This window comes from Ignavibacteriota bacterium, assembly GCA_019637995.1.
Classification (GTDB): Bacteria; Bacteroidota; Ignavibacteria; order Kapaibacteriales; family UBA2268; genus JANJTB01.
In genome coordinates this window covers 1,200,995-1,225,534 of sequence record JAHBUQ010000002.1, presented here as the reverse complement: position 1 = coordinate 1,225,534, position 24,540 = coordinate 1,200,995, and the positions used below count along the sequence as shown (strand labels likewise).

The 24,540-nt window shown below is 34.7% G+C and carries 20 protein-coding genes; 18 read left to right on the top strand and 2 right to left on the bottom strand.

Features of this window, described 5'->3' with window-relative positions; all coding sequences use genetic code 11:
• Positions 1-433 precede the first annotated feature (433 nt).
• Entirely contained in the window at positions 434-3,742 is a 3,309-nt protein-coding gene (locus tag KF896_11200) for a S8 family peptidase (protein MBX3044274.1), read from the bottom strand.
• A 354-nt stretch (positions 3,743-4,096) separates the two neighbouring features.
• Between KF896_11200 and KF896_11195 the strand changes: the two genes are divergently transcribed.
• From KF896_11195 to KF896_11180, 4 genes are read left to right on the top strand one after another with little or no spacing between them, the layout of a single operon-like run.
• On the top strand, positions 4,097-4,546 hold the full coding sequence (locus tag KF896_11195) for a winged helix DNA-binding protein (GenBank protein ID MBX3044273.1): 450 nt from the start codon (positions 4,097-4,099) through the stop codon (positions 4,544-4,546).
• 37 nt (positions 4,547-4,583) lie between these two features.
• Positions 4,584-5,189, top strand: coding sequence for a YceI family protein (locus KF896_11190; GenBank protein ID MBX3044272.1), 606 nt, complete (start codon positions 4,584-4,586; stop codon positions 5,187-5,189).
• 23 nt (positions 5,190-5,212) lie between these two features.
• Positions 5,213-6,295, top strand: coding sequence for an alkene reductase (locus tag KF896_11185; protein ID MBX3044271.1), 1,083 nt, complete (start codon positions 5,213-5,215; stop codon positions 6,293-6,295).
• 50 nt (positions 6,296-6,345) lie between these two features.
• A complete protein-coding gene (locus KF896_11180) occupies positions 6,346-7,497 on the top strand; it encodes a DNA alkylation repair protein (protein MBX3044270.1) in 1,152 nt (383 codons plus the stop codon).
• A gap of 71 nt (positions 7,498-7,568) precedes the next feature.
• Here the strand turns inward: KF896_11180 and KF896_11175 are convergent, their stop codons facing one another.
• On the bottom strand, positions 7,569-8,396 hold the full coding sequence (locus KF896_11175; protein MBX3044269.1) for a tyrosine-type recombinase/integrase: 828 nt from the start codon (positions 8,394-8,396) through the stop codon (positions 7,569-7,571).
• 100 nt (positions 8,397-8,496) lie between these two features.
• On the opposite strand from KF896_11175, the gene KF896_11170 reads away from it, so the two are divergent.
• From KF896_11170 to KF896_11105, 14 genes are all read left to right on the top strand, one after another.
• Positions 8,497-8,661 carry a hypothetical protein gene (locus KF896_11170; protein ID MBX3044268.1) on the top strand — a complete coding sequence of 55 codons (165 nt, stop codon included), beginning with the start codon at positions 8,497-8,499 and terminating at the stop codon, positions 8,659-8,661.
• Positions 8,662-8,771: 110 nt separating this feature from the next.
• Positions 8,772-11,666 (top strand): PAS domain S-box protein, encoded by a 2,895-nt coding sequence (locus tag KF896_11165; GenBank protein ID MBX3044267.1) that lies wholly within the window; start codon positions 8,772-8,774, stop codon positions 11,664-11,666.
• Positions 11,667-11,797: 131 nt separating this feature from the next.
• The gene (locus KF896_11160) at positions 11,798-13,015 is read left to right on the top strand and encodes a hypothetical protein (GenBank protein ID MBX3044266.1); all 1,218 of its coding nucleotides are present in this window, start codon (positions 11,798-11,800) and stop codon (positions 13,013-13,015) included.
• A gap of 422 nt (positions 13,016-13,437) precedes the next feature.
• Complete coding sequence (locus KF896_11155) at positions 13,438-14,898, top strand: DUF3375 domain-containing protein (protein ID MBX3044265.1); 1,461 nt, start codon at positions 13,438-13,440, stop codon at positions 14,896-14,898.
• Positions 14,895-15,473, top strand: a complete 579-nt coding sequence (locus tag KF896_11150; protein MBX3044264.1) for a DUF4194 domain-containing protein — start codon at positions 14,895-14,897, stop codon at positions 15,471-15,473. The genes KF896_11155 and KF896_11150 overlap by 4 nt, the downstream gene beginning before the upstream one ends.
• Positions 15,457-18,861 carry an AAA family ATPase gene (locus KF896_11145; protein MBX3044263.1) on the top strand — a complete coding sequence of 1,135 codons (3,405 nt, stop codon included), beginning with the start codon at positions 15,457-15,459 and terminating at the stop codon, positions 18,859-18,861. The genes KF896_11150 and KF896_11145 overlap by 17 nt, the downstream gene beginning before the upstream one ends.
• Positions 18,858-20,006, top strand: a complete 1,149-nt coding sequence (locus KF896_11140) for a hypothetical protein (protein ID MBX3044262.1) — start codon at positions 18,858-18,860, stop codon at positions 20,004-20,006. The genes KF896_11145 and KF896_11140 overlap by 4 nt, the downstream gene beginning before the upstream one ends.
• A gap of 422 nt (positions 20,007-20,428) precedes the next feature.
• The gene (locus KF896_11135; protein ID MBX3044261.1) at positions 20,429-20,782 is read left to right on the top strand and encodes a nuclear transport factor 2 family protein; all 354 of its coding nucleotides are present in this window, start codon (positions 20,429-20,431) and stop codon (positions 20,780-20,782) included.
• A 4-nt stretch (positions 20,783-20,786) separates the two neighbouring features.
• Complete coding sequence (locus tag KF896_11130; protein ID MBX3044260.1) at positions 20,787-21,308, top strand: AAA family ATPase; 522 nt, start codon at positions 20,787-20,789, stop codon at positions 21,306-21,308.
• The gene (locus tag KF896_11125) at positions 21,298-21,534 is read left to right on the top strand and encodes a hypothetical protein (GenBank protein ID MBX3044259.1); all 237 of its coding nucleotides are present in this window, start codon (positions 21,298-21,300) and stop codon (positions 21,532-21,534) included. The genes KF896_11130 and KF896_11125 overlap by 11 nt, the downstream gene beginning before the upstream one ends.
• 2 nt (positions 21,535-21,536) lie before the next feature.
• Positions 21,537-22,070 (top strand): dihydrofolate reductase, encoded by a 534-nt coding sequence (locus KF896_11120; protein MBX3044258.1) that lies wholly within the window; start codon positions 21,537-21,539, stop codon positions 22,068-22,070.
• A gap of 56 nt (positions 22,071-22,126) precedes the next feature.
• A complete protein-coding gene (locus tag KF896_11115) occupies positions 22,127-22,699 on the top strand; it encodes a dihydrofolate reductase family protein (protein ID MBX3044257.1) in 573 nt (190 codons plus the stop codon).
• 210 nt (positions 22,700-22,909) lie between these two features.
• Positions 22,910-23,773, top strand: coding sequence for a hypothetical protein (locus KF896_11110; GenBank protein MBX3044256.1), 864 nt, complete (start codon positions 22,910-22,912; stop codon positions 23,771-23,773).
• 4 nt (positions 23,774-23,777) lie between these two features.
• Positions 23,778-24,329, top strand: a complete 552-nt coding sequence (locus KF896_11105) for a DUF4287 domain-containing protein (GenBank protein MBX3044255.1) — start codon at positions 23,778-23,780, stop codon at positions 24,327-24,329.
• Positions 24,330-24,540 lie beyond the last annotated feature (211 nt).

The following is a 24,540-nucleotide window of genomic DNA, read 5'->3' as shown; positions in this document are numbered from 1 at the left end:
TTGGAAATAATACTCTTGTCACTTCATGACGTTTGTGCTGATAAGTTGAAAATCAAATAATAACTTTTGATTTTATCAACAGTCTCTTATACAAAATTAATCTTTTCGATTAAAAATATGGCTGATATGAGTTAGTTTTTACTTACAACAACTTTGTTTTTGATTACAACAAGTGGTTTTAGTGGACAAAATCACTGTCTGAATTGGTAAAAACTCTTTTTGAATAGAAAAAATCTCTGTCCGAACTGAGTATATGTCAGTATTTCTTCATAAAATTGTTGTTTGTTGTTGCATTGATTTATTATGTACTTTAAAACACTACTTTGTTTATTTGAAGTATTATTTTTTCCGAATAAATAAGCCCTCCGAAGTTTGTCACTCCGGAAGGCTAAATATTATTGATTAATCAATAATCTAAATACTGAAAATCCATTTACATTTTGATAAATTTCTTTACTAATCTGTCTGAATCTGTTTCGATAATCAGGAAGTAAGCTCCTGAAGGAAGTTGGTTAAGATTTAAAGTGCCATCGTAAGTTAATCCTGTGCCATTTTGTACTTCTAAAGCATTATTACCAAGTAAATCCTTGATTTTAATTGAATAATTGCTTTCAGATGCAAATTCTGCACTGACATTCAAAACATCACTGACAACTGAAGGGTATGTGTACATATTTGACAGCCCGTTAAGACCTGAAATTGCTTCCTGATGTTCCTTACGGAATGAACCATTAATAATAAGTTTTTGCATTACTGAAGATTCGCAGCCATATTCATTTACAGCAGAAACAAAATAATTATTCAATCCTAATTTTACTTTAAGATTTTCAGCAGTTTCACTGTCAATTGGAATTAATTCATTTCCCTGATACCAATTGTAAGTATTTGCAGCCGAGTAGTTAGTAATATAACTATTCAAATTCACATAAGTATTAAATCTAACTCTAACTAAGCTTCTTACTCCTACATTTGGAGATTGCATTACATTAACAGCAGTAGTACCTTCGCCTGAAGTACCAAGAACATTGTCTGTTACAGTTAATTTAAATGATGCATTTTGTTGAAGATTGTATGTGGTTGGGTTTTCAGCATTAGCATCATCAAGCATATTTGCATTTGACCATGAGTATGAATAATTTCCTGAGCCACCGGTAGCAACCTGATTAACATAGGTGTTAGATGAGCAATCCAATACTTCAAGAGCATTTAGTTGAATGCTCTCGCCTGAACAAATTGAGAAACTTTCCGGCAAATGTACTTGAATAGGTCTTGTAAGTCCGAAAAAGTCAACTATTCTGTCAAGCAGCACCTCTCTTGTTGAAGGACATCCATTAGGTTTATAACCTGAAAGGGCAAAAGACATAAGAATAACTCTCTGACCAAATATTCCCGGATATTGATTACCAACTGTACCATAACCGGTTTCGTTCAGCATAGGTCTTGCACCGAACATAGTTGCTGAAGTATATTTTTCAATCATAAATCCGAAGGGCTGATTTGTTCCTGTAAAATTCATTCCTTCAGCTATACTTCCTGTACCTCCTACTACATTATTGAAAGGAATAAATGAGTTTGGAGTTGACTGGGCACCTGTTATTCCGAAAATTGCACCCATATCTGTTGGTGGTAATATTGTTGAAACCTGGGTACTGAATAGCGAAGAAGATTCAAGGAACAATCTTCCGCCACCCATAACATAACCTGCAACAGCATTAAAAATTTCGTTTGTTCCCTGAAAACTGTTTTCAATATAGCTGCCAATAGAAATGAATACTGCTTTAAATCCATGATAGGATTTAGGAAGTTGATTTGAGTAAATTACATCGAACCCTTTGCCGGTAAGTTCGCTTGCAATAAAAGTTCCACTTTGATGCTGACTGTTTGGTTGTAATTCAAATACAAATATTCCACCTGCTATATTAAATTCTACAGTTATAGTGCTAACTATCGTGCCATCAAGTTTTTTTACAGTTATTGTACCTTTAACAATTGCCGGCTTTGCATCTGATTTGATTTTAGCACCCGAGAAATCAAGTTCAATGATATCATCGGCAGAGATTGAATTGTATGAAACAGTGTTTGTTACTTCAACATCATCATTGTCAAATGACAAAATAAATTCCAGCGTGTTTGTTGGATAAAATTTATTGAAATTACATAATAACATAGCGATATTCACATCATCACCGGGATTCATTGTTTGACTTTGAGACTGATTATATACATAATAATCAACAGCCCCAATTCTCGGTTGGTCAGAAACACTTACATTCGTTTCAGTTAATGCTCTGAAAGCATTAACTCTACCAGAGCCTAACTGACCATTGAATTGAGGATTTAAAGTATTAATGTCATCGGCTGTGCCAATCAGTTGTCTTTTAATCTGTTCACTTGTCCAGTTGGGTTTGTAGCTTTTAATTAAAGCAGCTGTACCAGCTACAACAGGAGAAGCCATTGACGTACCGCCCAAGCCTGCATAACTGTTTGTAGGAACAGTGCTCATAAGGAGCTGACCCGAGTCGCCACCCGGAGCTGAAATATCAGCCTGTATTCCATAACTTGAATAAGATGCTTTTGTATCGTCATCTTTAACTGCAGATACAGATATTACTCCGGGGTATGAACTTGGAAAATTTATTCCATCATTATTATTGTTTCCTGCCGATGCAATTAAAATAATACCCATATCATTCAGATATTGGAACAAATCATACATCATAAAGGAAAATGAAGAACCGCCCCAACTCATATTTATTACATCAACGCCTCTTGAAGCCATGTACCACAAGCCATCTTCAACATTGAACAAACTATTTGATGGAGGAATATTTGAACTGTGCTTGGTTGGGATGAATTTAACATTCCAACTGACTGATGATGTTCCAATCATATTGTTAGTCACACCGGCAGCTAAACCAGCAACATGAGTGCCGTGCCTGTTAGCAGAAGAAGCATAAGGATCATTATCCTGAGTTCCATCAAAAGTGAAAAAATTGAAACCAACAACATCATCAATATAACCATTGCCATCGCTGTCCTGGCCATCAACGGCAGCAGGATTAATCATGAGGCGACCTCCATGAGTGATAAACAAAGGCTCATTTTGATTTGTCCATTCATCATAATTGATTTTGAGGTTATCAAACAAATCTTCATGGTCCCATTGTGTACCTGAATCATGAATACCGATGACAACTTCAGGACCATTCTCCCCCTTGTGAATATCCCATGCCTGAGGTGCTTTTATCTGCGGGAGGTAATTCAGTGAGTTGTACATATCATCGTCAGGCAAAGCAGTTGATGTGTAAATATATGAATATTCCACATGTTCAATGTTCGGGTCCCTTTTCAGACCGTCCATGATTTTACCAAGTGATGCTGATTCATCCAGTTCAATCTTGTAATATCTTTCAAGATTATTTGCACTTGGTGAATTCGGGTTGGATAATTTTTTACTGCTGATATTTTTGATACCGCTAAACGCCTTTGAAGCCCTGATTGCTCCGGCTGGCTGAAGTAATCCGTCCACAGACGGTATTCCTAAATAAGAAGCAGGGTTGTTCTGACGTGAGGATGTGTTATCCACATCATCTATATTCACATGATTAGCCAACTTAATAATAAGTTCGCCTTTCACGTATCTGTTGCCTTTTGGATCTATACCAAAACTTACTTCGCTGGCAAATGAAAGCGATACCGTCATCGCAAGCAAAGAAAAAATTAAGAAAAAATTACGAATCATAGATACTCCCAAAAATAAATGAATAAATAAATTATTTACTATAATAAATATTAACATAAGTTAAATGTATATTAATATTTACTAATAGCATAAATATATGATATAAGTGACTAATATATAATTTAATATTGTATATTTTTATTACTAATGTGATTATCAAACAGACTAATTATAGATTAATTATAGTTTTTTCTACAATAATATCATGGTTAAGTAGCGTGTAATAAAGGTTTCTTATAATTTACTGAGTCTTTTAATTTTTTTTTTAAAAAAAATGATAATAATTTAAAATAAGAAAAATCATTATGCGTTTACACAATATATGTATATACAAATATTGTTGAAACACTTAAAATGAAATTAGAAGACGAAATTAAACAAAGCAAATTCCATAGTGAATATCATAAGTTGGTTATCAACTTACTTTTTACAAGTAAATGGATAGAACAGAAGAATGCCGAAGTGCTTAAGCCATACAATATATCCGGGCAGCAGTTCAACATTCTAAGGATATTACGAGGACAACATCCAAATTGTGCTTCAATGACTATGCTTCAGGAAAGGATGCTGGACAGAATGTCAAACGCTTCAAGATTAGTCGAGAAGCTTCGGATCAAAGGTTTGGTCGAACGTAAGGAAAATGATGAAGATAGAAGACAAGTCAGAGTAACTATTACCGACAAAGGTCTTGAAATGCTTGGCGAACTTGATAATATTATGAATGTCAGGCAGAAAGATTTTGAGAATATCACTAGCGAAGAAGCGCTTTTATTAAATGATTTATTGGATAGATTCAGATGTTAAACTTTTTTTTAAAATATTTTTTATAGGAGATTTTATTATGTTAAAATTTTTCATGACAGTAGCATTAGCACTTGCATTTTTCGGCAGTGCAGTTTTAGCTCAAGATTACGCAGTAGACTCAAAAGCCAGCAACCTTAAGTGGACAGGCGAAAAAGTCTTAGGCAAACACTGGGGTACAGTACAGATTAAGACTGGCGAAATGAAGAAAACAGGCAGCAATTTCACTGGAACATTTACAATAGATATGACTACAATCAAAGTTGATGACTTGAAAGATGAAGCTACCAATGCTAAACTTTTAGGCCATTTAAAATCAGATGACTTTTTCTCAGTTGACAAACACAATACTTCAACTTTCAAGTTAAAATCTATCAAAGACTACACACCTAAGAAAGATGAAAAAGGCAAACACTGGGTTACAGGAGAATTAACAATCAAAGGTATTACTCATGAAATCGGTTTTCCGGCTGAGATCAATTTCGATGGAAATGGTTTCAAAGCAAACGCAAACTTTACAATTAACAGAGCAAAATGGGATATTAGATACGGCTCAGGCAGTTTCTTTGACAATTTAGGCGATAAAGCCATCAGTGATGATATCAAATTTGAGCTTTCACTTGCAGGCAAAATTAAACAAATGTAATTTAAAAAAATCGGGAAATTATTATGAATAACCTTGAATTGCTTAAGCCATATAAACTTGGCAACATAGAATTAAAGAATAAAACTGTCATGGCGCCAATGACACGCAGCAGAGCATTTACTGACAACATACCTAATGAAAAAGCGCCATTATACTACGGGCAGAGAGCATCAGCAGGATTGATAATCACCGAAGGTACTCAGGTTTCACCTCGTGGAATCGGGTACCTTTGGACTCCCGGAATTTATACTAATGAACAAAAAAATGAGTGGAAAAAAGTAGTTGAGGCTGTCCATAATAAAGGTGGAAAGATTTTTCTGCAACTATGGCATGTAGGACGAATTTCCCACAGCGATTTCCACAACGGAAACCAGCCACTTGCACCATCAGCAAAAGCAGCAGTCGGTAAAACTTATACACAAAACGGCTTTCTGGAATTTTCAACACCGAAAGAAATGACACTGGACGATATTAAGCAGACTATTGAGGAGTTTCGTACAGCTGCTGAATCAGCAAAAGAATGCGGATTCGATGGCGTAGATATTCATGGTGCATTTGGTTATTTAATTGACCAGTTTCTGTGCACAGGCTCGAACTTAAGAACTGATGAGTATGGAGGAAGTATAGAGAATCGTTCAAGATTTGCTCTTGAGGTTATTGATGCGGTGCAGTCAGTCTGGGAAAGTAATCGGGTTGGGATTAAACTATCTCCGAGCAATATTTTTAATGATATGCACGATGACAATCCTAAAGAAACCTTTTCATATTTAATTAAGAAATTGAATGATTATAATCTTGCTTATATTCATCTGATGGAGCCTCAAACAGATGTCAGTGACAAACCAAATTATATAACAAATGTTGCAGAATTTTTCAGGCCAATTTATAACGGCACTTTGATTAGTAATGCCGGCCATACCAGAGAAAGCGGTGAAAAATATATCAAAGAAGGCATAGCTGATTTGATTTCATATGGAAACTTGTATATTTCAAATCCGGATTTACCCGAAAGATTCGCAAACGATTATCCACTTGCCGAGGCAGACAAAAAGACATTCTACGGCGGTGGAGACGAAGGATATATTGACTATCCTGCATATAAATAATTAATGATTACTCCATAATTGGAATATATTAAAATTGTTAAAGAAAAAAAATGAGTGATAATTTAATGAATGAACTAAGTTCAGAAAAATTCAGTCTGAAAGACCATTTGTTTAATCGCGAAAAAATCCAGTTGATTTCAAATGAGATTGCTAAGGTGTACCCGGAATTTCAAAATGAAAAGTTTGTCAATGAAACACTTGACGCTTTTCCAAGTTTAGAACTAAAAGAACGTATTGTACATATAGCTTACAGCTTAAGTAAGTATTTGCCGGAATCATATCCCGAAGCATTAAACATTTTACTATGCTCACTGCCAAATCCATGTAATCCGGATTTAACTGACAACGATTTTGGAGATTTTATTTATTCTACTTATGCACAATTTGTTGTTTTGAATGGTTGTAATGAAAATTATCTTGAAATATCCTTTGATGCACTTGAGCAAATCACTATGCGGTTTTCAGCAGAATACGCTATAAGATATTTTATAAATACTTTTCCACAAAGAACTTTAGAAAGAGTTACAGAATGGGCAAAACACCCGCATTATCACGTACGCAGACTTGCTTGTGAAGGTACAAGACCAAAATTGCCATGGAGTCAAAAAATAAATCTGAATGTTGAACAGACGATTCCGGTTCTGGATTTGCTTTTTTCTGATTCAACCCGATTTGTAACACGTTCAGTAGCAAATCATTTAAATGATATTTCCAAAATAAATCCAGGGTTAGTTCTTGAGACTTTAAAAAAGTGGAAAAACTCAAATTCACAAAGTGATAATGAGATGGATTTTATAATTAAGCATTCGTTACGTACGCTTATAAAATCCGGCAATAATGAAGCGTTTGAATTTATTGGTATCAGGCAAAACCCGCCAATAATTATCAATTCTTTTGCTTTAACCGAAAAAGTGAAAATGAATACTTATTTGGAATTTAGTCTGGAAATCAAAGCTAACAAAAATGTACCAATAATACTCGATTATGTGATTACTTTCGTGAATAAAGCAGGCGAAATGAAAAGTAAAAAGGTTTTTAAATTAAAGCAAGTAAACTTAAATGAGGGTGAATCGGTAAACATATCAAAAAGGCATTTAATGAAGCAATTTATGACCACACGAACGCTATATCCGGGAGCACATCTGTTGCAAATACAAATTAATGGAAATGTCATGATTGAAAATAATTTTACACTTCTCTGACAAAATGTGAAATGTACAATATTTTTTGAAATGTTGGGCATTTTTTTGTTTGGTTATTCTTGAAAAACAATTTACAAACTATCTAATGGACTTATAACATTTGCAATATTCGAAGAACTTACTTGAGTATATATTTGAGTAGTTTTGATAGAGCTATGCCCTAGTAATTGTTGTATTACTCTTATGTCTGTTCCGGCTTCTAATAAATGAGTGGCAAAACTATGCCTAAGTGTATGGATACTAGCGTCTTTAGAGATTTTTTGAGTTTTTAGAGCCGTTTTAAAAATTGATTGAACAGAGCGAGGTGAATATTTCCCACCTTTTTGTCCTTCAAAAAGGAAATCCTTCTGCTTGTACTCACTATAGTATTCACGCAGAAGTAATAATAGTTTTTCTGAAAGCATTACAAACCTGTCTTTCTTACCTTTACCTTTCTCAACTTTTACAAGCATTCTTTTTGAATCAATATTTTTGACTCTTAATTCAAGCAATTCATCCAATCTTAATCCGCAGGCATAAATAGTAGATATTATTGCTTTATGCTTCAAATTGTTGATTGAATTAATAACGCATGAAACCTCCTCTTTTGATAGAACATTTGGTAATTTGTGTTCTCGTCTATCAGGATAAAGGTAATTCAAATTTATATTTTTTCTATATATATCATTATACAGGAACTTAATAGCCCCAACCAATTGCTTTTGGTACGATTGCGAAATGGAATTAGATGTAGCTTGCAAACTAATAAAATATTCAATTTCTTTAATGCTAATAGTTAGTGGGTCCCTACCCGGAAATGAATTTAAAAACTTTCTAAGTGCAAACTTGTACACTTTAATAGTTGACAAACTATATCTCTTAATTGACAACAATTTTTCATATTCTACAATTAAACTCATAGGGCAGATAAACGCAATAGTAAATAAAATTTCGTTTTGCAATATTATTTTAGTTGGTTATACGCAATAGTAACAAATTTATTTAATAAAAACTATTCAATTGCGTTTATATAATTGTTCAGCAAGATTCGCTTCGCTCATCTTGCTGAATAGTCAGGCGGCAGGCGAAAATAAAAAGCGAATCGAACCGTCGCCGAACATGTCGGTATGCAGAAATCCGGTGGACTTCGCCTACCGCCTGACTATTATAGCCAATGCTGAATGAAATAAAAACATTCAATAAATCAACTCTACAATATATAAAAAGTAGAGATGTTGTAACAATGAACATGCCTTCTGGGTACAAAAAAATATATTGTTAAAATTGAAGAAATTATGGACTTATTAACAACATGTATTAATGCTTCTAAAAGAAAATCAAAGAGATTAGGTAATTGCTTGTTCTGCCCGGGAATAAAAATTCTGCTATTTTTCATCCTAATGATTTTCATTCAACCCCGTTTGATTGGACAAACCATCAACCTCGATTCTCTGCTTACCTCGGAGGAGATTGCATGGCTCAATAGCAACAGACACAATATCCGTTATGCGCCTAATCCATCATGGCCTCCTGGTGATTATGTTGAAGATGGCGTTCATCTTGGATTAGTATCAGACTATATAAAAATATTCGAGCAGAAACTTGGTGTAACCTTTCAACCGGTTTACTATCAAAACTGGACAGAAATAATTGAAGCATTAAAAAACTCAGAAGTCGATTTCGTAGGCGCCATTCAACAAACTTCCGACAGGGATGCTTATTTGTGTTTTACCCAAGTCTTTCACAAAAGTACCATAGGGATAATTGTGAGAAATGACTACAATGCCTCTCTTAGCGATGAGCACATTGGTACAATGAAGCTTGCCTGTATGGAGAATTATACGAGTACTGAGTATATACGGCAGCAGTTCCCCAATGCTCAAATATTAAAATATAATTTTGATTTTTCGGCACTTATGTCGACTTCATATACCGAAACTGATGGAGCAGTGATTGATTTGATGACTGCCAGTTACCTTGTGGAAAAGCATGGTATTACTAATCTGAAATTCGCCAGGCAATTGGATTTTAATTGGAACTTACGGTTTGCGAGCATAAAACAAAAACCCCTATTGGCTTCCATACTAGACAAACTACTTGGCACTATAACCGAAGAACAACGACAGGAAATAAAAAATCGCTGGATTCAATTTGATATCCTTAACAAGCCAACTTTTTATGAAAGAAATAAAATTTTTGTTTGGGGTATAGCGGTCATACTTGCAGTAGTTTTTCTGTTGGCAATTAAATTTAACATTTACCTTAAAAAGCAGATTCGCATCAAAACTCATGAGTTGGTTATTGCCGGGGACAATGCTATCAGGAATGAGAAGGCATCACGTAATCTTTTTGAGAAACATGCCGCAGTCAAACTAATCATTGACCCGGAAACTGGAAATATTGTTGATGCCAATAAATCTGCTGCCACCTTTTATGGCTGGTCGGAAAAAACACTTAAGAGAATGAATATCTCACAAATAAATAATTTGCCAGTGGAAATTCTAAAAAAAGAACTTGAAAGGGCAAGAAAACATAAAAAGACTTTCTTTGAGTTTGTGCATCGCAAGGCTGATGGCAGTCTGGTGGATGTTGAGGTTTTCAGTAGCGGAATTCAAATTGGAGATAAAGAATTTCTCCATTCTATAGTTCATGATATTTCTGAAAAGAAAAAAACGGAAGATAAACTAAAACTCCTCAATCGTGCCATAGAAACAAGTTCTGTTTCGGTGGTTATTACAGATGCAGAAGGGAATATAAAATATACTAACCCCTGTTTTACAGAACTCTCCGGATATTCGTTAAACGATGTGGTTGACACGAAATTACGAATTCTTAAACCAGGAAAACTATCAGAATTTGAGCATAACCAGTTATGGTATTGCATCCACTCTGGAAAAGACTGGGTGGGCGATTACCAAAACAGGAAGAAGAATGGAGAGTTTTACTGGGAAAAATCTATTGTTTCTCCCATTCAGAGCAGCACAGGAGAACTTTCCCATATTGTATCCATTAATGTAGATATCTCCGAAAAGAAAAGGATGTTGGAAGAGCTCATTACGGCAAGGGATAAAGCCGAAGAAAGCAACCGCCTAAAATCGGCATTTTTAGCCAACATGAGCCATGAAATCAGAACACCAATGAATGGTATTCTTGGATTTACCAGCTTACTTTTAGAACCAAATTTGAGTGACGAAACAAAAGATGAATACATTCGAATCATCCATAAAAGCGGCGAACGTATGTTAAATACGGTGAACGATATTGTTGAAATATCGAAAATTGAAGCCGGCATTATTGAGATAAAAAAATCTGAAATTAATGTTAATGAAGTAGTACACAGTATTCTTGAGTTTTTTCAAGTCCAGACTCAGAAAAAGGGATTAAATCTGAATTATCATAATGAGAATCTGGAGACAGATATAATCCTTACCACTGACAAAGCAAAATTTGAATCGATACTTACTAACCTGATTAAAAATGCCATCAAATTTACCGAAAAAGGAAATATAGCAGTAAGTTGTTGTTTTAAAAATGGTTTTATTAAATTCTGTGTTAAAGACACCGGAATCGGAATTCCAAAACAACGTCAAGCTGCAATCTTTAATCGCTTTGAACAGGCAGATATTGAGGACACACGGGTTTTTGAAGGTTCAGGACTTGGACTTGCCATAGCAAAATCGTATGTAGAAATGCTTGGAGGCGAGATTTGGGTTGAATCAACCGAAGGACAAGGTTCTGAATTTTGTTTTACAATACCCAATTTTATTAATGAAAAGGATAAAACTTCGAATTCTAAGACTGAAAACAAAGACATTAAAGTTAAAAGACAATGTAAAATCCTGATTGTTGAAGACGATGAAACTTCTTCTATTTACCTTAAAACCATATTGAATGATATTGCTGAAAAAATTACACATGTTAGTTCTGGGGAGAAGGCAATTGAAGAATGCAAAAATCAATCAGATTTTGATGTTATTTTAATGGACATAAAAATGCAAGGTATAAGTGGTTTTGAAGCAACAAAAAGAATACGCGAGTTTAATAAGGAGGTAATTATCTTCGCTCAAACTGCTTATGCTTTGTCAGGCGACAGAGAAAAAGCTATTTCTTCGGGTTGTAACGATTTTATATCAAAACCAATTATAAAATCTGAACTATTTGAATTAATACAAAAGTATTTAGATAAATAATTTATTGCTTGAAAAATAATCAGCAGAAAATAAAGCACATGGCTATAACAATGTGTATAAATCATTGGGCAGCAAGTGGTTAATTTGAGCTTGAGAACTTTTAATCAACATATCAGCGGTTTGACAGTGAAGTGTTTCGAAATGCCCAACGCTTTATACACCAACCGTTCAGCAAGATTCGCTTCGCTCATCTTGCCGGCAGTAGTCAGGCGGCAGGCGAAAATAAAAAGCGAATCGAACCGTCGCCGAACATGTCGGTAAGCAGAAATCCGGTGGACTTCGCCTACCGCCAGACTATTACCATTCATTTTAAGAAAGACATGAAACCGACATTATTTACAATATTATTCCTTTTATCTTTAAATGCTTTTAGTCAGAAAAAGCCATTTAAGGAAGTTATTGAAACAGACTCATCAACAATTGAGATTATTAGAAACTCGCTTTACAAATGTTGGGACGAAACATATAAATTTAAAGATTCTACAAGGTTTATATCTTGGTTTATAGACGATACGACACAAGTTCATTATGAAAATTGGGGTAGAAAAAATAGCAACTCGTATATTGGAATTTCCAGAGAATATAAAAGAGATGGAACTTTAATGTACGAGTGGGACCATGATAAGGGTATTTGTAATGTAAACCGGACACTCTACCCTTATTATGAAATGCTTGAAGAAATGAAAATTAGAGCCGACAGTTTGATTATAAAAACATACAGTAAGGACTTCTGTAATAATCATGTAAGATTTGAGTTCGAGGGCAATGCATGGTTTGGTGTATGGAAAGTTTATGACAAAGATACAGTTTGGTCAACAAGTATGGTTGGTTCTTGGACTGAGCCAATGACAAGAAAACCTAATCATTATAGGATTGTATATAGGGTTCGACTTTCCAAAAATGATAAAACAGGAATAGAATTAGGCATTGAACTGGATTCGTTAGGAAATTATTTTCCAAGCGATGATGATAGATGGGGAAATTATGGTTTTGAGGAAGTAAAGGGAAACCAACGTTCATTCAATATTGATAAAAACAGAGCAATTGAAACTGCAAAAAATCATGGATTGGTCGTAACAGATTCAAGCGAGATTTCAGAATTTCTAACATGGGAAAGATTTGGAAAGAAAGAATTTTATAACGGACAATATAGATATTATATTACCGACCTGACAGGTAAAACAGAATATACTGAAGAGAAGGACAGAAAAGGAATAATATATAGGTTTAATGTTTATACCTTTAACCCATGGACAGGAGAATTTGTTGAAATGAAAAAAATGAAGCGAAGACATGAGTGGGGTAAAAACAGTGGACATTGGACAGGATTAAGACCAGATAATGATTAAAAACGAATGGTAACATAGGCTATATGCAATAAGGGTTTCAGTGGTAGTTCAAGCATTCTGACCCGCTCAAACTTTTGTGTAGGTGGACAGGTAAGTAGCCCGCAATCCCTTACTGCATATAGCCTCAACCGTTCAGCAAGATTCGCTTCGCTCATCTTGCCGGCAGTAGTCAGGCGGCAGGCGAAAATAAAAAGCGAATCGAACCGTCGCCGAACATGTCGGTAAGCAGAAATCCGATGGACTTCGCCTACCGCCTGACTATTACCGCCAATGCTAAAAAGACAACGACAGTGAACAAAATGAACGACAAAAATATAATGCCAACTGCACATTCAGGCACATTTGCTTGCCCCAACGCACGGGCGACCGCTTCGCAAGCAAAAGAGCCTGAATTTTTTCCAACGCACAGAAAGTAATTATATATGGCAGACATTTCTCAAATACTAAACACGCTAAACACTTCACCAAGTGTTGGTTTGTTACGTTTACGAAACAGAGAAATGATTATTGAATTTCTAGTAAGAACTTTCATTAATAAACAAAGCTCCATTTCATCTGAAAATATTCATTCTCAATTAGCGGACTTTTTAGAAGGACAGAGAATTGAAATTGATGAAGAAAATGAAATCAATTTTTTTGACACCTATGAAGAAAAAGCCAAAAAGTATATTCAAAACTGGACTAACAATGGCTTTTTGACGAATTATCCTGATGAACAAGGTGAAGTTTTTTATGAACTATCTTCACATTCAAGCAAAACCATAGATTGGTTGGCAAGTTTAAAAAAGGAAGAGTTTGTCGGTACTGAATCCAAATTCAACAACATACTGAATCAATTGAAAGAGTTGGTTGAGTTTACTAATGAAGATACCGAAAAGCGTATAGAGTTGTTGGAAGAGAAAAAATTAGAAATTGAACAACAAATTCAACGAATAAAAATCGGAGAAGACGTAAAAGTATTTGAAGAATATGAAATCGTACCCCGTTTCAATCAACTCAATCAATCTGCGAAAGAATTATTATCCGACTTTAAAGAAGTTGAAGACAACTTTAAAGAAATTACAAAAGGAATTTATCAAAAACACGCTGACGGAAGCCTATCCAAAAGTGACATACTGGAATTTACTTTTGATGCACTTGAATCATTAAAAGAAAGCCAACAAGGAAAAAGCTTTTACGCTTTTTGGTCATTCATATTAAATCCAGACCTACAGCACAAATGGGAAAGCCTGACCAAAGATTTATACACAACTTTAGAAGAAAAATCAATCCCAATAAGGGATACATTCCTAATAGGAATGAAAAAGCATCTCCATAGTTCAGGACAAAAGGTTTACAAAGCCAATGATAAAATGGCTGAAAAACTAAGCCGTATAATTCGTGAGAATGAAAGTTCTAAATCAGAAGCCACGAAAAAAATAATTCAAGACATCAAGAAGCAACTTGTAGAAATCAGTAAATCCAAGAACAAACCTGATATTTCATTTGAATTAGAAACAGGAACGGAAATAAATATTCCATTTGAACGCAAACTCACGAAAGAGCAATCCGAAGAAGTTACATACACCAACAGACCCAAAATTGCCAATGAAGACATTACATCATCTAATCAATTAGGACGGCTGTTTTCACAGTCTAATATTGATAAGGAATTGTTGAGAAAAAGGATAAGAGATGTACTTAAAGAAAAGTCGCAGACCACACTTTTAGATATTGTAGAAAATTATGGTGGTCTTGAAAAAGGGTTGCCTGAGTTGTTCGGTTATATAGGCATTGTGAAAGAATTCAAACACGTTATCAATCCTGATAAAACGCAAAGTATCGTTTTTGATGCGGGCAACAGGAAACAAATAAAAATCCCTGAAATTATTTTGACCAAATGAGCAATTTAGAAAAGCATATTACTCCTTTTAGCAAAGCCATTGTAAGGTTGTTAAAATCAACCATAGAACGAAATTCCAATGTATGGGATGATGTAATCAATTATCAAACTGAAATCCAGGACTACATTAGCAAAATTGGATTAGAGTTAATCGTTAAAAAAGATGAAGGATTTGCTTTTGTAAAGCAACTTGAAGATAGTGAAGGTAACACTCTCGGATTAGTTCAAAGGCGACAAATAGGTTTTGAAACGTCTATTGTGCTCGTTGTACTAAGACAAAGCCTAGAAGATTTTGACAGTAATCCTACTCAATTAGCAACCGAAAAATTTATCACAAATACAGAGATAAAAGACGAGTTAGAATTATTCCTTCCAGAAAAATATGATAGAGTTAGATTTATCAAGGAACTCGATAGGTATATTAATGCGGCTGTTGATTTGGGCTACTTAAAAGAAATCAGTAAGAAAGACAATGAAACGAAATACCAAATACACAGAATTATCAAAGAAAAAATCACTCTTGATATTTTACAAGATTTTGAAAATAAGTTAAAAGATTATGTTGAGTCTGTTTAGTACAAGTTCCGACAAAGCGGGGTTCAGACTTCAATATATGGAAGTTTACAACTGGGGAACATTTAATGAAAAAGTATTTAGAATAAATCCGAAAGGAAATAATTCACTTCTCACTGGTGCAAACGCATCTGGAAAGAGTACATACATTGACGCATTGCTTACTCTAATTGTTCCTGCAAAAAAAGACCGTTTTTACAATCAATCTTCGGGAGTTGAGAAAAAAGGAGACCGCACTGAAGAAACCTATGTGTTGGGACATTACGGAAATATTCAAGAAGAAGGAAAAACTTCTACTTCTACACAAAAATTACGCGATACAAACACATATTCCGTAATTCTTGCTTCGTTCTCCAATGCTGACCAAAAACAAATTACACTTTTTCAAGTACGTTGGTTTTCGAATAATGAATTAAGGCGACAATTCGGAATTGCTCACGTTCCTCTGGAAGTAGAATCTGATTTTGGTCAATTCGATTCAAAAGGAAATTGGAAAAAGGTTTTAGATAAAAAGTACAACTCGAATGTCACGAAGAAGAAAATTGAGTTCATAGATGGCCCTAATGCTTATGCAGAAAGATTGGCGGACTTATTTGGAATGCGTTCCACAAAAGCGTTGACTTTGTTCAATCAAGTTGTTGGTGTGAAAGTATTGGAAGACTTAGATGATTTCATAAGAACCAATATGCTGGAAGAACAAGATGCGGAAGCAGAGTTCATTCAACTAAAAGAAAGTTTCTTGACTTTAATGGATGCTAAAACCAACATTGAAAAAGCCAAAGAACAAATTAAACAACTAAAGCCGATTAATGAGATTGCCATAGAACTGACCAATATCAAAGCAGATTTATTTCAATTAGAAAAGTCTAAGGAAACGGCAGTTTATTGGTTTGCCCAAAAAGGTGTTGAGTTGGGCGAAAAAGAATTGGAGAAATGTAAAGAAGAGTTGCATCGCCTGAATAATGAACTAGCAGAATTAAAAGAAAAAGAAAGCGTATTGAAAAATCAGGAAACTGATTTGACAGTTCAAATAAAGTCTGATGAAGTTGGTAATCAAATTGAAAAATTGAAAACTGAAATCACAAGATTAGAAAAGAGTAAAAATTTAAGAAGCGTTAAACTTGATGAGTACAATAAAATCGCACAAAGCATTGAATTAGAAACCAATCCAAGCGAAGAAACATTTATTACTAACCGAGAAAAAGCAAAGGAATTAAAACATAAAACTCAACAGGATATTGATTCTGAAAATGAAAATCTCCGTTCCTTGAAAAACAAGGAAGATTATTTAACTAAATCAACCGAAGAATTAGTAGCAACAATTCAAACACTTCAAAAAAACAAGAACAATATTCCTATTAATGAAGCTCGTATTCGTGAAGAACTAATTGAGCATATTGGAGCAAGTAGAGAAGAAATTCCTTTCATCGGAGAATTGATTAAAGTGAAAGATGATGAAATGAAGTGGGAATCATCAATTGAGAAAGTACTTCACAATTTTGCTTTGAGATTGATTGTTCCACCAAAGTACTATTCATCAGTGAATCAATATGTGAACAGCAATAATTTGAAAGGTAGAATTCGTTACGACAAATTTGAAGAACAAGACTATCTCAAAAATTTTAAGAACAAAGGTTTTAATGAAAAGTCGTTAATCAACAAAATTGAAATTAAACCAAAAATGCAATATTTCGATTGGATTGAGAACTATTTGGAATCACAATTTGATTTTGTGTGCGTAGATAATCTTTCGGAATTTGAGCAATTCCACGAAATGGCAATTACTCAAAATGGATTGATAAAATTCAAAAGGGGCAAACACGAAAAAGACGACCGACCACATATTGCTCGGAAGGAAAATTTTGTGTTAGGATGGGATAACAAAGAAAAACTCACCTCCTTAAAGAAAGAATTGATAAATCTTCAAAATCAACAAACAGAAAATAAGAAAGCGATTGCAAACAAAAATATTGAAATAAAAAACTTAGGTATATTCAAGGATGAATGCCATAATTTATTTTCAAAATTTGAAAAGTATGATGATATAAATTGGCAATCGTATGCGAACGAGATTCAACAAAAAACAGAACAGAAAGATAAACTAGAAAAAACAAACAATCGAGTAAAGCAGCTTCAAGAAGATTTAAAAAAGGTTCAAGACGCTTTGAAACAGCTTTCAGATGTTCAAATTTTTAATAAAGGACAAGAAATATTTACCAAGAAAAATGAAGTTGCCACGATTGAACAATCAATCAGGAGTAACAAATCTATTTATGAGCCATTGGGAATTGTTGATGTTTCAATGTTTGAAAAACAACATTCCGATTTGTTGAATATTGAATACGCAACCTTTGAAACAAGTCGTGAGAGATTCCAAAAGGAAAATTCAAGACAAACAAGAGAACTTGAAGTACAAAAGCAAACGAAAGAAAGAGAAGTAATTATCAAGATAAACGATTTTAAACAGCCTTCAGAAGCTATATTAAGTAAATTCAAGGATTGGCGTTCTGATGTTAATTCCCTACCCGATTCAACACATTTAGAGTTAATCAGTGAATATCAAAATTTCTTAGCTAGATTGGAGAATGATAATCTTCCAAAGTTTGAAAAGAAATTCAACGACTATTTGCAAGAAACAATTACTAATAAAGTTGGGGATTTTAGAATGTTCTTTGAAAACTGGTCAGATTCAATCAAAGAAAACATCAAACATTTGAACGAATCTTTAAAAGAGATTGACTTCAAAAATAAACCCCAAACCTACATTCAACTTGTTGCACCTAACAAGATTAATGATGAAGTGAAAGAGTTTAGAAAACTTTTAGAAGAAGCCGTTCCCAATGTTTACCAAATGGAAAAAAATATTGAAGGCAGGAAACATCATTTCAATAATCACATTCAACCATTTATAGAACGATTAGATAAAGAAGAATGGCGGAAAAAAGTAATGGACGTTCGCTTTTGGTTTAGTTACAAAGCTGAAGAATTTTACAAGGAAACAAGTCAAAAGTTTAAGACTTATGAAGCAATGGGGCAACTTTCAGGTGGTGAAAAGGCTCAACTTACTTATACTATTTTGGGTTCTGCCATAGCTTATCAATTTGGATTAACAAGATATAATCAAGGGTTAGAATCTAAATCTTTTCGCTTCATTGCCATTGATGAAGCGTTCAAGGCTCAAGATGAAGACAAAGCACGGTACTTAATTACACTTTGTAAACAACTTCATTTGCAATTACTGGTCGTTACACCAAGTGACAATATTCATATTGTAGAAAACGATATTTCATTTGTTCACTTTGTTGAGCGTAAAGAAGAAAGACATTCGTGGTTGTATGATATGCCAATTGAACAATTCAAAGAAGAAAAAGTGAATTATCTAGCTAAATGATTACACCAAAGGAAATAAAGAACAAAACCGAAAGAAAGTATATTTCCTTTCTTCAATCTTTGGTTGAACAGCGACCGTTTGAGAAATTGGTTATTCGTGGCGACAAGTCGTACACCAAATCTTCACTGTCGGAATTTGAAAGAGAAATTCAACAAATTCATAGCCATTCAAAAGTGAAAAAGGGTTTTGGCTATACATTGGACTTTCAAAAAGTAAAGACAAAGTATTTAGGAGTTCAAGATTTGCCAATTTCAATTTACTTTGACAATGAAAAAGATTTTTTGAAATTTTTAGGTAAAGAGAATGAAGTTGATTCCTTCAAGTTAAATGTTGAGATAATCCTTCGGGAATTCCCTGAACTCAAAGAATGGATAATTAAAAATCCCAAAAGAGTCATTGACAATGCAAATGAATGGCAGAACATTTTGCAAGTGTGTCAATACTTCAAACAAAATCCAAAACCAAATTTCTACATTAGGGAATTACCCGTAAAAGTTCACACAAAATTTGTCGAGAGAAATAAAAGCATTATCAGGGAACTGCTAGATATTCTAATCTCGGAACACGTAAAAAGTGAAGAAAAAGAATTTGAAAATAGGTTTAATTTAAAATACGCTGAGCCTCAAATTCGGTTTAAAGTTCTTGACAAAACAATATCGGACAGATTTTTTTCAGGAATTGATGATATTGCAATTCCAGTTAGCCAATTTGAAAAATTGGATTTACCAATCTTTAAAGTATTGGTCGTAGAAAACAAGACAACACTCTACACCACTTTGACACTTCCGAAAATGAATGATACCATTGCAATTTTTGGTAGTGGATTTAGTGTTTTCAATCTTAAAAATGTACGGTGGTTTGACAATCTTAAATTACTTTATTGGGGCGACATAGACGTCCAAGGCTTTGAAATTCTTTCACAATTCAGGACTTACTTTCCGCAGACAAGAAGTGTTTTAATGGACAAGCAATCCTTTGACAAGTTTTTTGAAAACGATAATGGAACACCGACTAACATTTCAACGAAACTTAACTTGACAGACGAAGAACAAGAGCTTTACGAGATTTTGAAAACAAACAACTGGAGACTTGAACAAGAGAAAATCCCATTAGAATATGTAAACAAATACTTTGACAATGAATAACCCTACCCTTCACAGCCACACACATTGCCAAGTCGCTCAAGCCGACACGCAAGCCAAAACTTGGCAAAGAGTGTGTCTGTCCAACCGCACGACTGACCGACAAACGGACGAAGAAAAAGAAGCACTAGGCGGTAACAGGCGTTTGGCTCAATGGCGGGTGACGTGGTTAATTGAACATTCTACCTCGCATCAACTTTTGTGGTGTATTGACAGTTTAGTGCTCCGAAATCCGCCACTGCGCCAAGCGCCAAAACGTTCAGCAAGATTCGCTTCGCTCATCTTGCCGGCAGTAGTCAGGCGGCAGGCGAAAATAAAAAGCGAATCGAACCGTCGCCGAACATGTAGGTAAGCAGAAATCCGGTGGACTTCGCCTACCGCCTGACTATTAGCGGTCAGGCTAAAAACGACACAATGCAAATCAAATGACACCAAAAGATATTTTACAAAAATGGATTGACGCTTTCAACAAGGCGGACTTAGAAGCAATTTCAGATTTATATGCTGATAATGCAGTCAACCATCAAGTTGCTAACGAGCCTGTTGTAGGCAAAGCTGCAATCAAGGAAATGTTTAAAAGTGAATTTGAAACTGCAGAAATGACCTGTATCCCTGAAAATATATTTGAAGACGGAGAATGGGCCATTTTAGAATGGAAAGACCCAAACGGACTGCGTGGTTGTGGATTTTTCCAGATTAAAAGCAATAAGATTGAATTTCAACGAGGTTATTGGGATAAACTCTCATTTTTAAAACTACATAAATTGCCGATTGAATAAGGATATGAAAAGTAAAATTATTTATCTACTGATTGGACAAAAAGGAAGCGGAAAATCTTTCATTGGAACACTTTTGGAAAAGGAGTTAGGGATAAAATTCATTCGAGTGGAAGATTGGGCTAAGAAAATAAAGAAAAATAGAAATGTTGACAATGAAGCGTACTTAAAACAAGTATTTGAAGAAATCGAAAGTGGGATTCGAGACAGCTTAACTGATAAGGACAAAATTGTATTCGAGTCCACAGGATTGACTGAGTACTTTGATTTAATGCTTGAAAGTTTGAGAAGGGATTTTCAGGTAACAACAATTGGTGTTTATGCAGACAGAACAACTTGTTTAGAGAGAGTTAAATCCAGAGACCAAGAGATTCATATAAACATTTCAGATGACCAAGTTTTAATGATTAATGAAAAGGTAAGAGAAAGAAATTTTGAAACTGACTTTTCAATAATCAATGAAGATAAATCTGAGAAAGAGCTTATCAATGAAATTAGCAAAAATATTGAGCAGACGATTGACAAATAAGACTGAAATAAAAGCCCGAACCGCTAACAGCGTGTATGTGGCAATAGCGGGAGAAGTGGTAAATCGAAGGTCTGTAATCCTAAGAAACTTTGTGCTAAACGGACAGGCAAGTGCTTCTAATCCGCTACTGCACATACACGCAAAACGTTCAGCAAGATTCGCTTCGCTCATCTTGCTGAATAGTCAGGCTAAAAGACGACACAATAACAGAAAATGGACGAAATAAATATGAGTAGAAAGGTAATTTTATACATCGCAACAAGTTTGGACGGTTACATTGCTAAACCCAATGACGACCTTAGTTTCTTGAAACTTGTTGAAAAGGAAGGCGAAGACTACGGTTATGCAGAATTTACAGACACGATTGACACATTGATTATTGGTAGAAAAACCTATGATTATGTGCTTAAAGAAATCGGCCCATCTCATTACGACAACGGAAAACGAGATGTATATGTCATTACAAGAACTGAAAGACCTCAAATCGGCAGAACGGTTTTTTACACTGGAGACATAACTGAGTTAGTCAAACGACTAAAATCTAGAAAAGGGAAAAACATTTATTGTGACGGTGGTGCAGAAGTAATAAATGAACTTTTGAAACACGATTTAATAGACGAGCTAATAATTTCGGTAATACCGATTTTGGTTGGTAACGGAACAAGACTTTTTAAGGATGGCAGACCCGAGCAGGCTCTTGAGTTTGTGTCTGTTAAACCGTTTGAAACTGGATTGACACAACTACATTATAAGAGAAAATAAAATTAATGTAACTCCAAATAGCTTAAAATTAATAACAACCTAAAAACAAAAACACATTGAGAAAATTAAAATTACAAGTGCAAACAACCGTTGATGGTTTCATTGCAGGAGAAAATGGAGAAATGGACTGGATGACATTTCCTTGGACAGAAGACATCGAAAGGTATGTAAACGAACTTACAGAACCTGTGGACACCATCATTTTGGGCAGAAACCTTGCCGAAGGTTTTATTCCTCATTGGGCAGGTGTAGCGGCTGACCATAGCAATCCAGAACAAGCATCAGGTAAAAAATACACCGACACAGCCAAAATCGTCTTTACAAAAACATTGGATAATTCAAAATGGGAAAACACGACTTTAGCAAAAGGCGATATTGTTGAAGAAGTCACAAGACTAAAAGCTCTACCTGGTGGCGATATTATCGTTTATGGTGGAGCAACTTTCGTTTCATCATTAGTCAAAAACGGGCTGATTGACGAGTATCATTTATTTGTCAATCAATCTGCCATTGGAAACGGTATGCCAATTTTTAGAAATCTTTCAGAGAAACAAAATTTAAAACTGATAAAAGCAATTCCATTTGAATGTGGTATTGCACTGCTGAATTATCAAGTGAACAAAGACTGACACTGATATTTATGACTGGAAAAGAATAACAACGACCCGCTAACATCACCTATACGCAAGCAGGGGTTTCGTGCTTCGTAGGACAGGAAAGTGCTAAATTTAAAGTTCAGTTCTTCGTAGGAAGTTCAATGGTAAAATGCCCTGCCTGCGTATAGCTGAAAAACGTTATGGGTAATGGTAAAACGACACAACAATAAACATAGAAAGACAATGAAATACACTCTAACGCTATTAGTATTTTTTACTGTTGAGCTGACTTTTGCTCAATCAATTTTGCCTGACTTTTTGTTAGGAACTTGGAAAATGGAAAACAAAGAAGTTTATGAACATTGGGACAAACTGAATGAAAACACACTAAAAGGATTTTCTTATAAACTTAAGGACGGACAAATGCTAATTTCTGAATACTTGGACATAAGAAAAGTAGGTAAGGAAATACTTTATTCCGCAACTGTTCTTAAACAAAATTCAGGCAACCCCGTTGATTTTAAATTAACAAAAACAGATAGCACCTATATTTTTGAAAATCCTAATCACGATTTTCCAAAAAAAATTGTTTACCAAAGATTGACTGACACAGAAATATATGTGCAGGTTTCGGACGGAAAACAAAAAGGGTTTGCATACAAGATGCAAAAGGAGTTTCAAAAAGCTGAAAAAAATGACTCTACAATTACAAACCCAAATTACGACAAGACATTAGCAGAAAAGTTAGGCGGAGATGATTATGGTATGAAAAGCTACTTCTTGGTTATTTTGAAAACAGGAACGAATAATACGACTGACAAAGAGCTAATTGCCGAAAGTTTTAGAGGGCATATGGACAACATAAACCGTTTGGTTAAAGAAGGAAAACTTGTTGTTGCAGGACCATTAGGAAAGAATGAAAATAATTACAGAGGCATTTTTATTTTGAACAACATTAAGACAATAGAAGAAACCAAAGAATTATTGCAAACAGACCTTGCCATTAAAAACGGTCTCTTAGACTACGACATTTTTACTTGGTATGGTTCGGCTGCACTTCCTGAATACTTACCATTTTCAGATAAAATCTTTAAAATAAAACCTTAATAATATGGACAAAGCAACGCAGACAATGATTGAAAACCTGCATAAAAACACAGGTAAAACATTGCAACAATGGATTGAAATTGTAAATCAACAAAACTTTGCAAAACACGGAGAAATAATTAAGTTTCTTAAAGAGCAACACCAATTCACTCACGGATTTGCAAACCTTGTGGCTCACAAAGCAAAAGAAACGGATGCAGGTTCAGCAGAAAATCAGGACAATTTGATAATCAAACAGTATCAAGGAAAAGAACATTTTAAACCCATATACGACAAACTAATTGCTGAAATTCAGACTTTCGGAAACGACATTGAAATTGCACCGAAAAACACCTATGTGAGTTTAAGAAGAAAAAAACAATTTGCGACTTTAAATCCTGCAACAAAGACACGTTACGAGATTGGTATCAACTTAAAAGGACAAGAACCTAAAGGGAAATTAGAACCCGAAAAACCTAACTCAATGTGTTCTCATAAAATAAACCTTACTGACATAGAAGACATTGACAAAGAAGTAATTGAATGGATAAGAACAGCTTATGACAATGCAGGATAGAAGAACCACTACCCATAACAGCACCTACCCAAAAGTGGCGGTTCAGTGGTAAAATCAAGCTTTGTGCTTCTATCAAAGTTTGTGCTTGGTTGACAGTAAAGTGCTTCGAAATCCCCACCTTCGGGTAGCTGCAAACCGTTCAGCAAGATTCGCTTCGCTCATCTTGCCGGCAGTAGTCAGGCGGCAGGCGAAAATAAAAAGCGAATCGAAC

Bases quoted from the DNA above. Each gene is read 5' to 3' on its own strand.
- KF896_11200 (MBX3044274.1), bottom strand. From the start codon at position 3,742: ATGATTCGTAATTTTTTCTTAATTTTTTCTTTGCTTGCGATGACGGTA.
- KF896_11195 (MBX3044273.1), top strand. From the start codon at position 4,097: ATGAAATTAGAAGACGAAATTAAACAAAGCAAATTCCATAGTGAATAT.
- KF896_11190 (MBX3044272.1), top strand. From the start codon at position 4,584: ATGTTAAAATTTTTCATGACAGTAGCATTAGCACTTGCATTTTTCGGC.
- KF896_11185 (MBX3044271.1), top strand. From the start codon at position 5,213: ATGAATAACCTTGAATTGCTTAAGCCATATAAACTTGGCAACATAGAA.
- KF896_11180 (MBX3044270.1), top strand. From the start codon at position 6,346: ATGAGTGATAATTTAATGAATGAACTAAGTTCAGAAAAATTCAGTCTG.
- KF896_11175 (MBX3044269.1), bottom strand. From the start codon at position 8,396: ATGAGTTTAATTGTAGAATATGAAAAATTGTTGTCAATTAAGAGATAT.
- KF896_11165 (MBX3044267.1), top strand. From the start codon at position 8,772: ATGGACTTATTAACAACATGTATTAATGCTTCTAAAAGAAAATCAAAG.
- KF896_11155 (MBX3044265.1), top strand. From the start codon at position 13,438: ATGGCAGACATTTCTCAAATACTAAACACGCTAAACACTTCACCAAGT.
- KF896_11150 (MBX3044264.1), top strand. From the start codon at position 14,895: ATGAGCAATTTAGAAAAGCATATTACTCCTTTTAGCAAAGCCATTGTA.
- KF896_11145 (MBX3044263.1), top strand. From the start codon at position 15,457: ATGTTGAGTCTGTTTAGTACAAGTTCCGACAAAGCGGGGTTCAGACTT.
- KF896_11140 (MBX3044262.1), top strand. From the start codon at position 18,858: ATGATTACACCAAAGGAAATAAAGAACAAAACCGAAAGAAAGTATATT.
- KF896_11135 (MBX3044261.1), top strand. From the start codon at position 20,429: ATGACACCAAAAGATATTTTACAAAAATGGATTGACGCTTTCAACAAG.
- KF896_11130 (MBX3044260.1), top strand. From the start codon at position 20,787: ATGAAAAGTAAAATTATTTATCTACTGATTGGACAAAAAGGAAGCGGA.
- KF896_11120 (MBX3044258.1), top strand. From the start codon at position 21,537: ATGAGTAGAAAGGTAATTTTATACATCGCAACAAGTTTGGACGGTTAC.
- KF896_11110 (MBX3044256.1), top strand. From the start codon at position 22,910: ATGAAATACACTCTAACGCTATTAGTATTTTTTACTGTTGAGCTGACT.
- KF896_11105 (MBX3044255.1), top strand. From the start codon at position 23,778: ATGGACAAAGCAACGCAGACAATGATTGAAAACCTGCATAAAAACACA.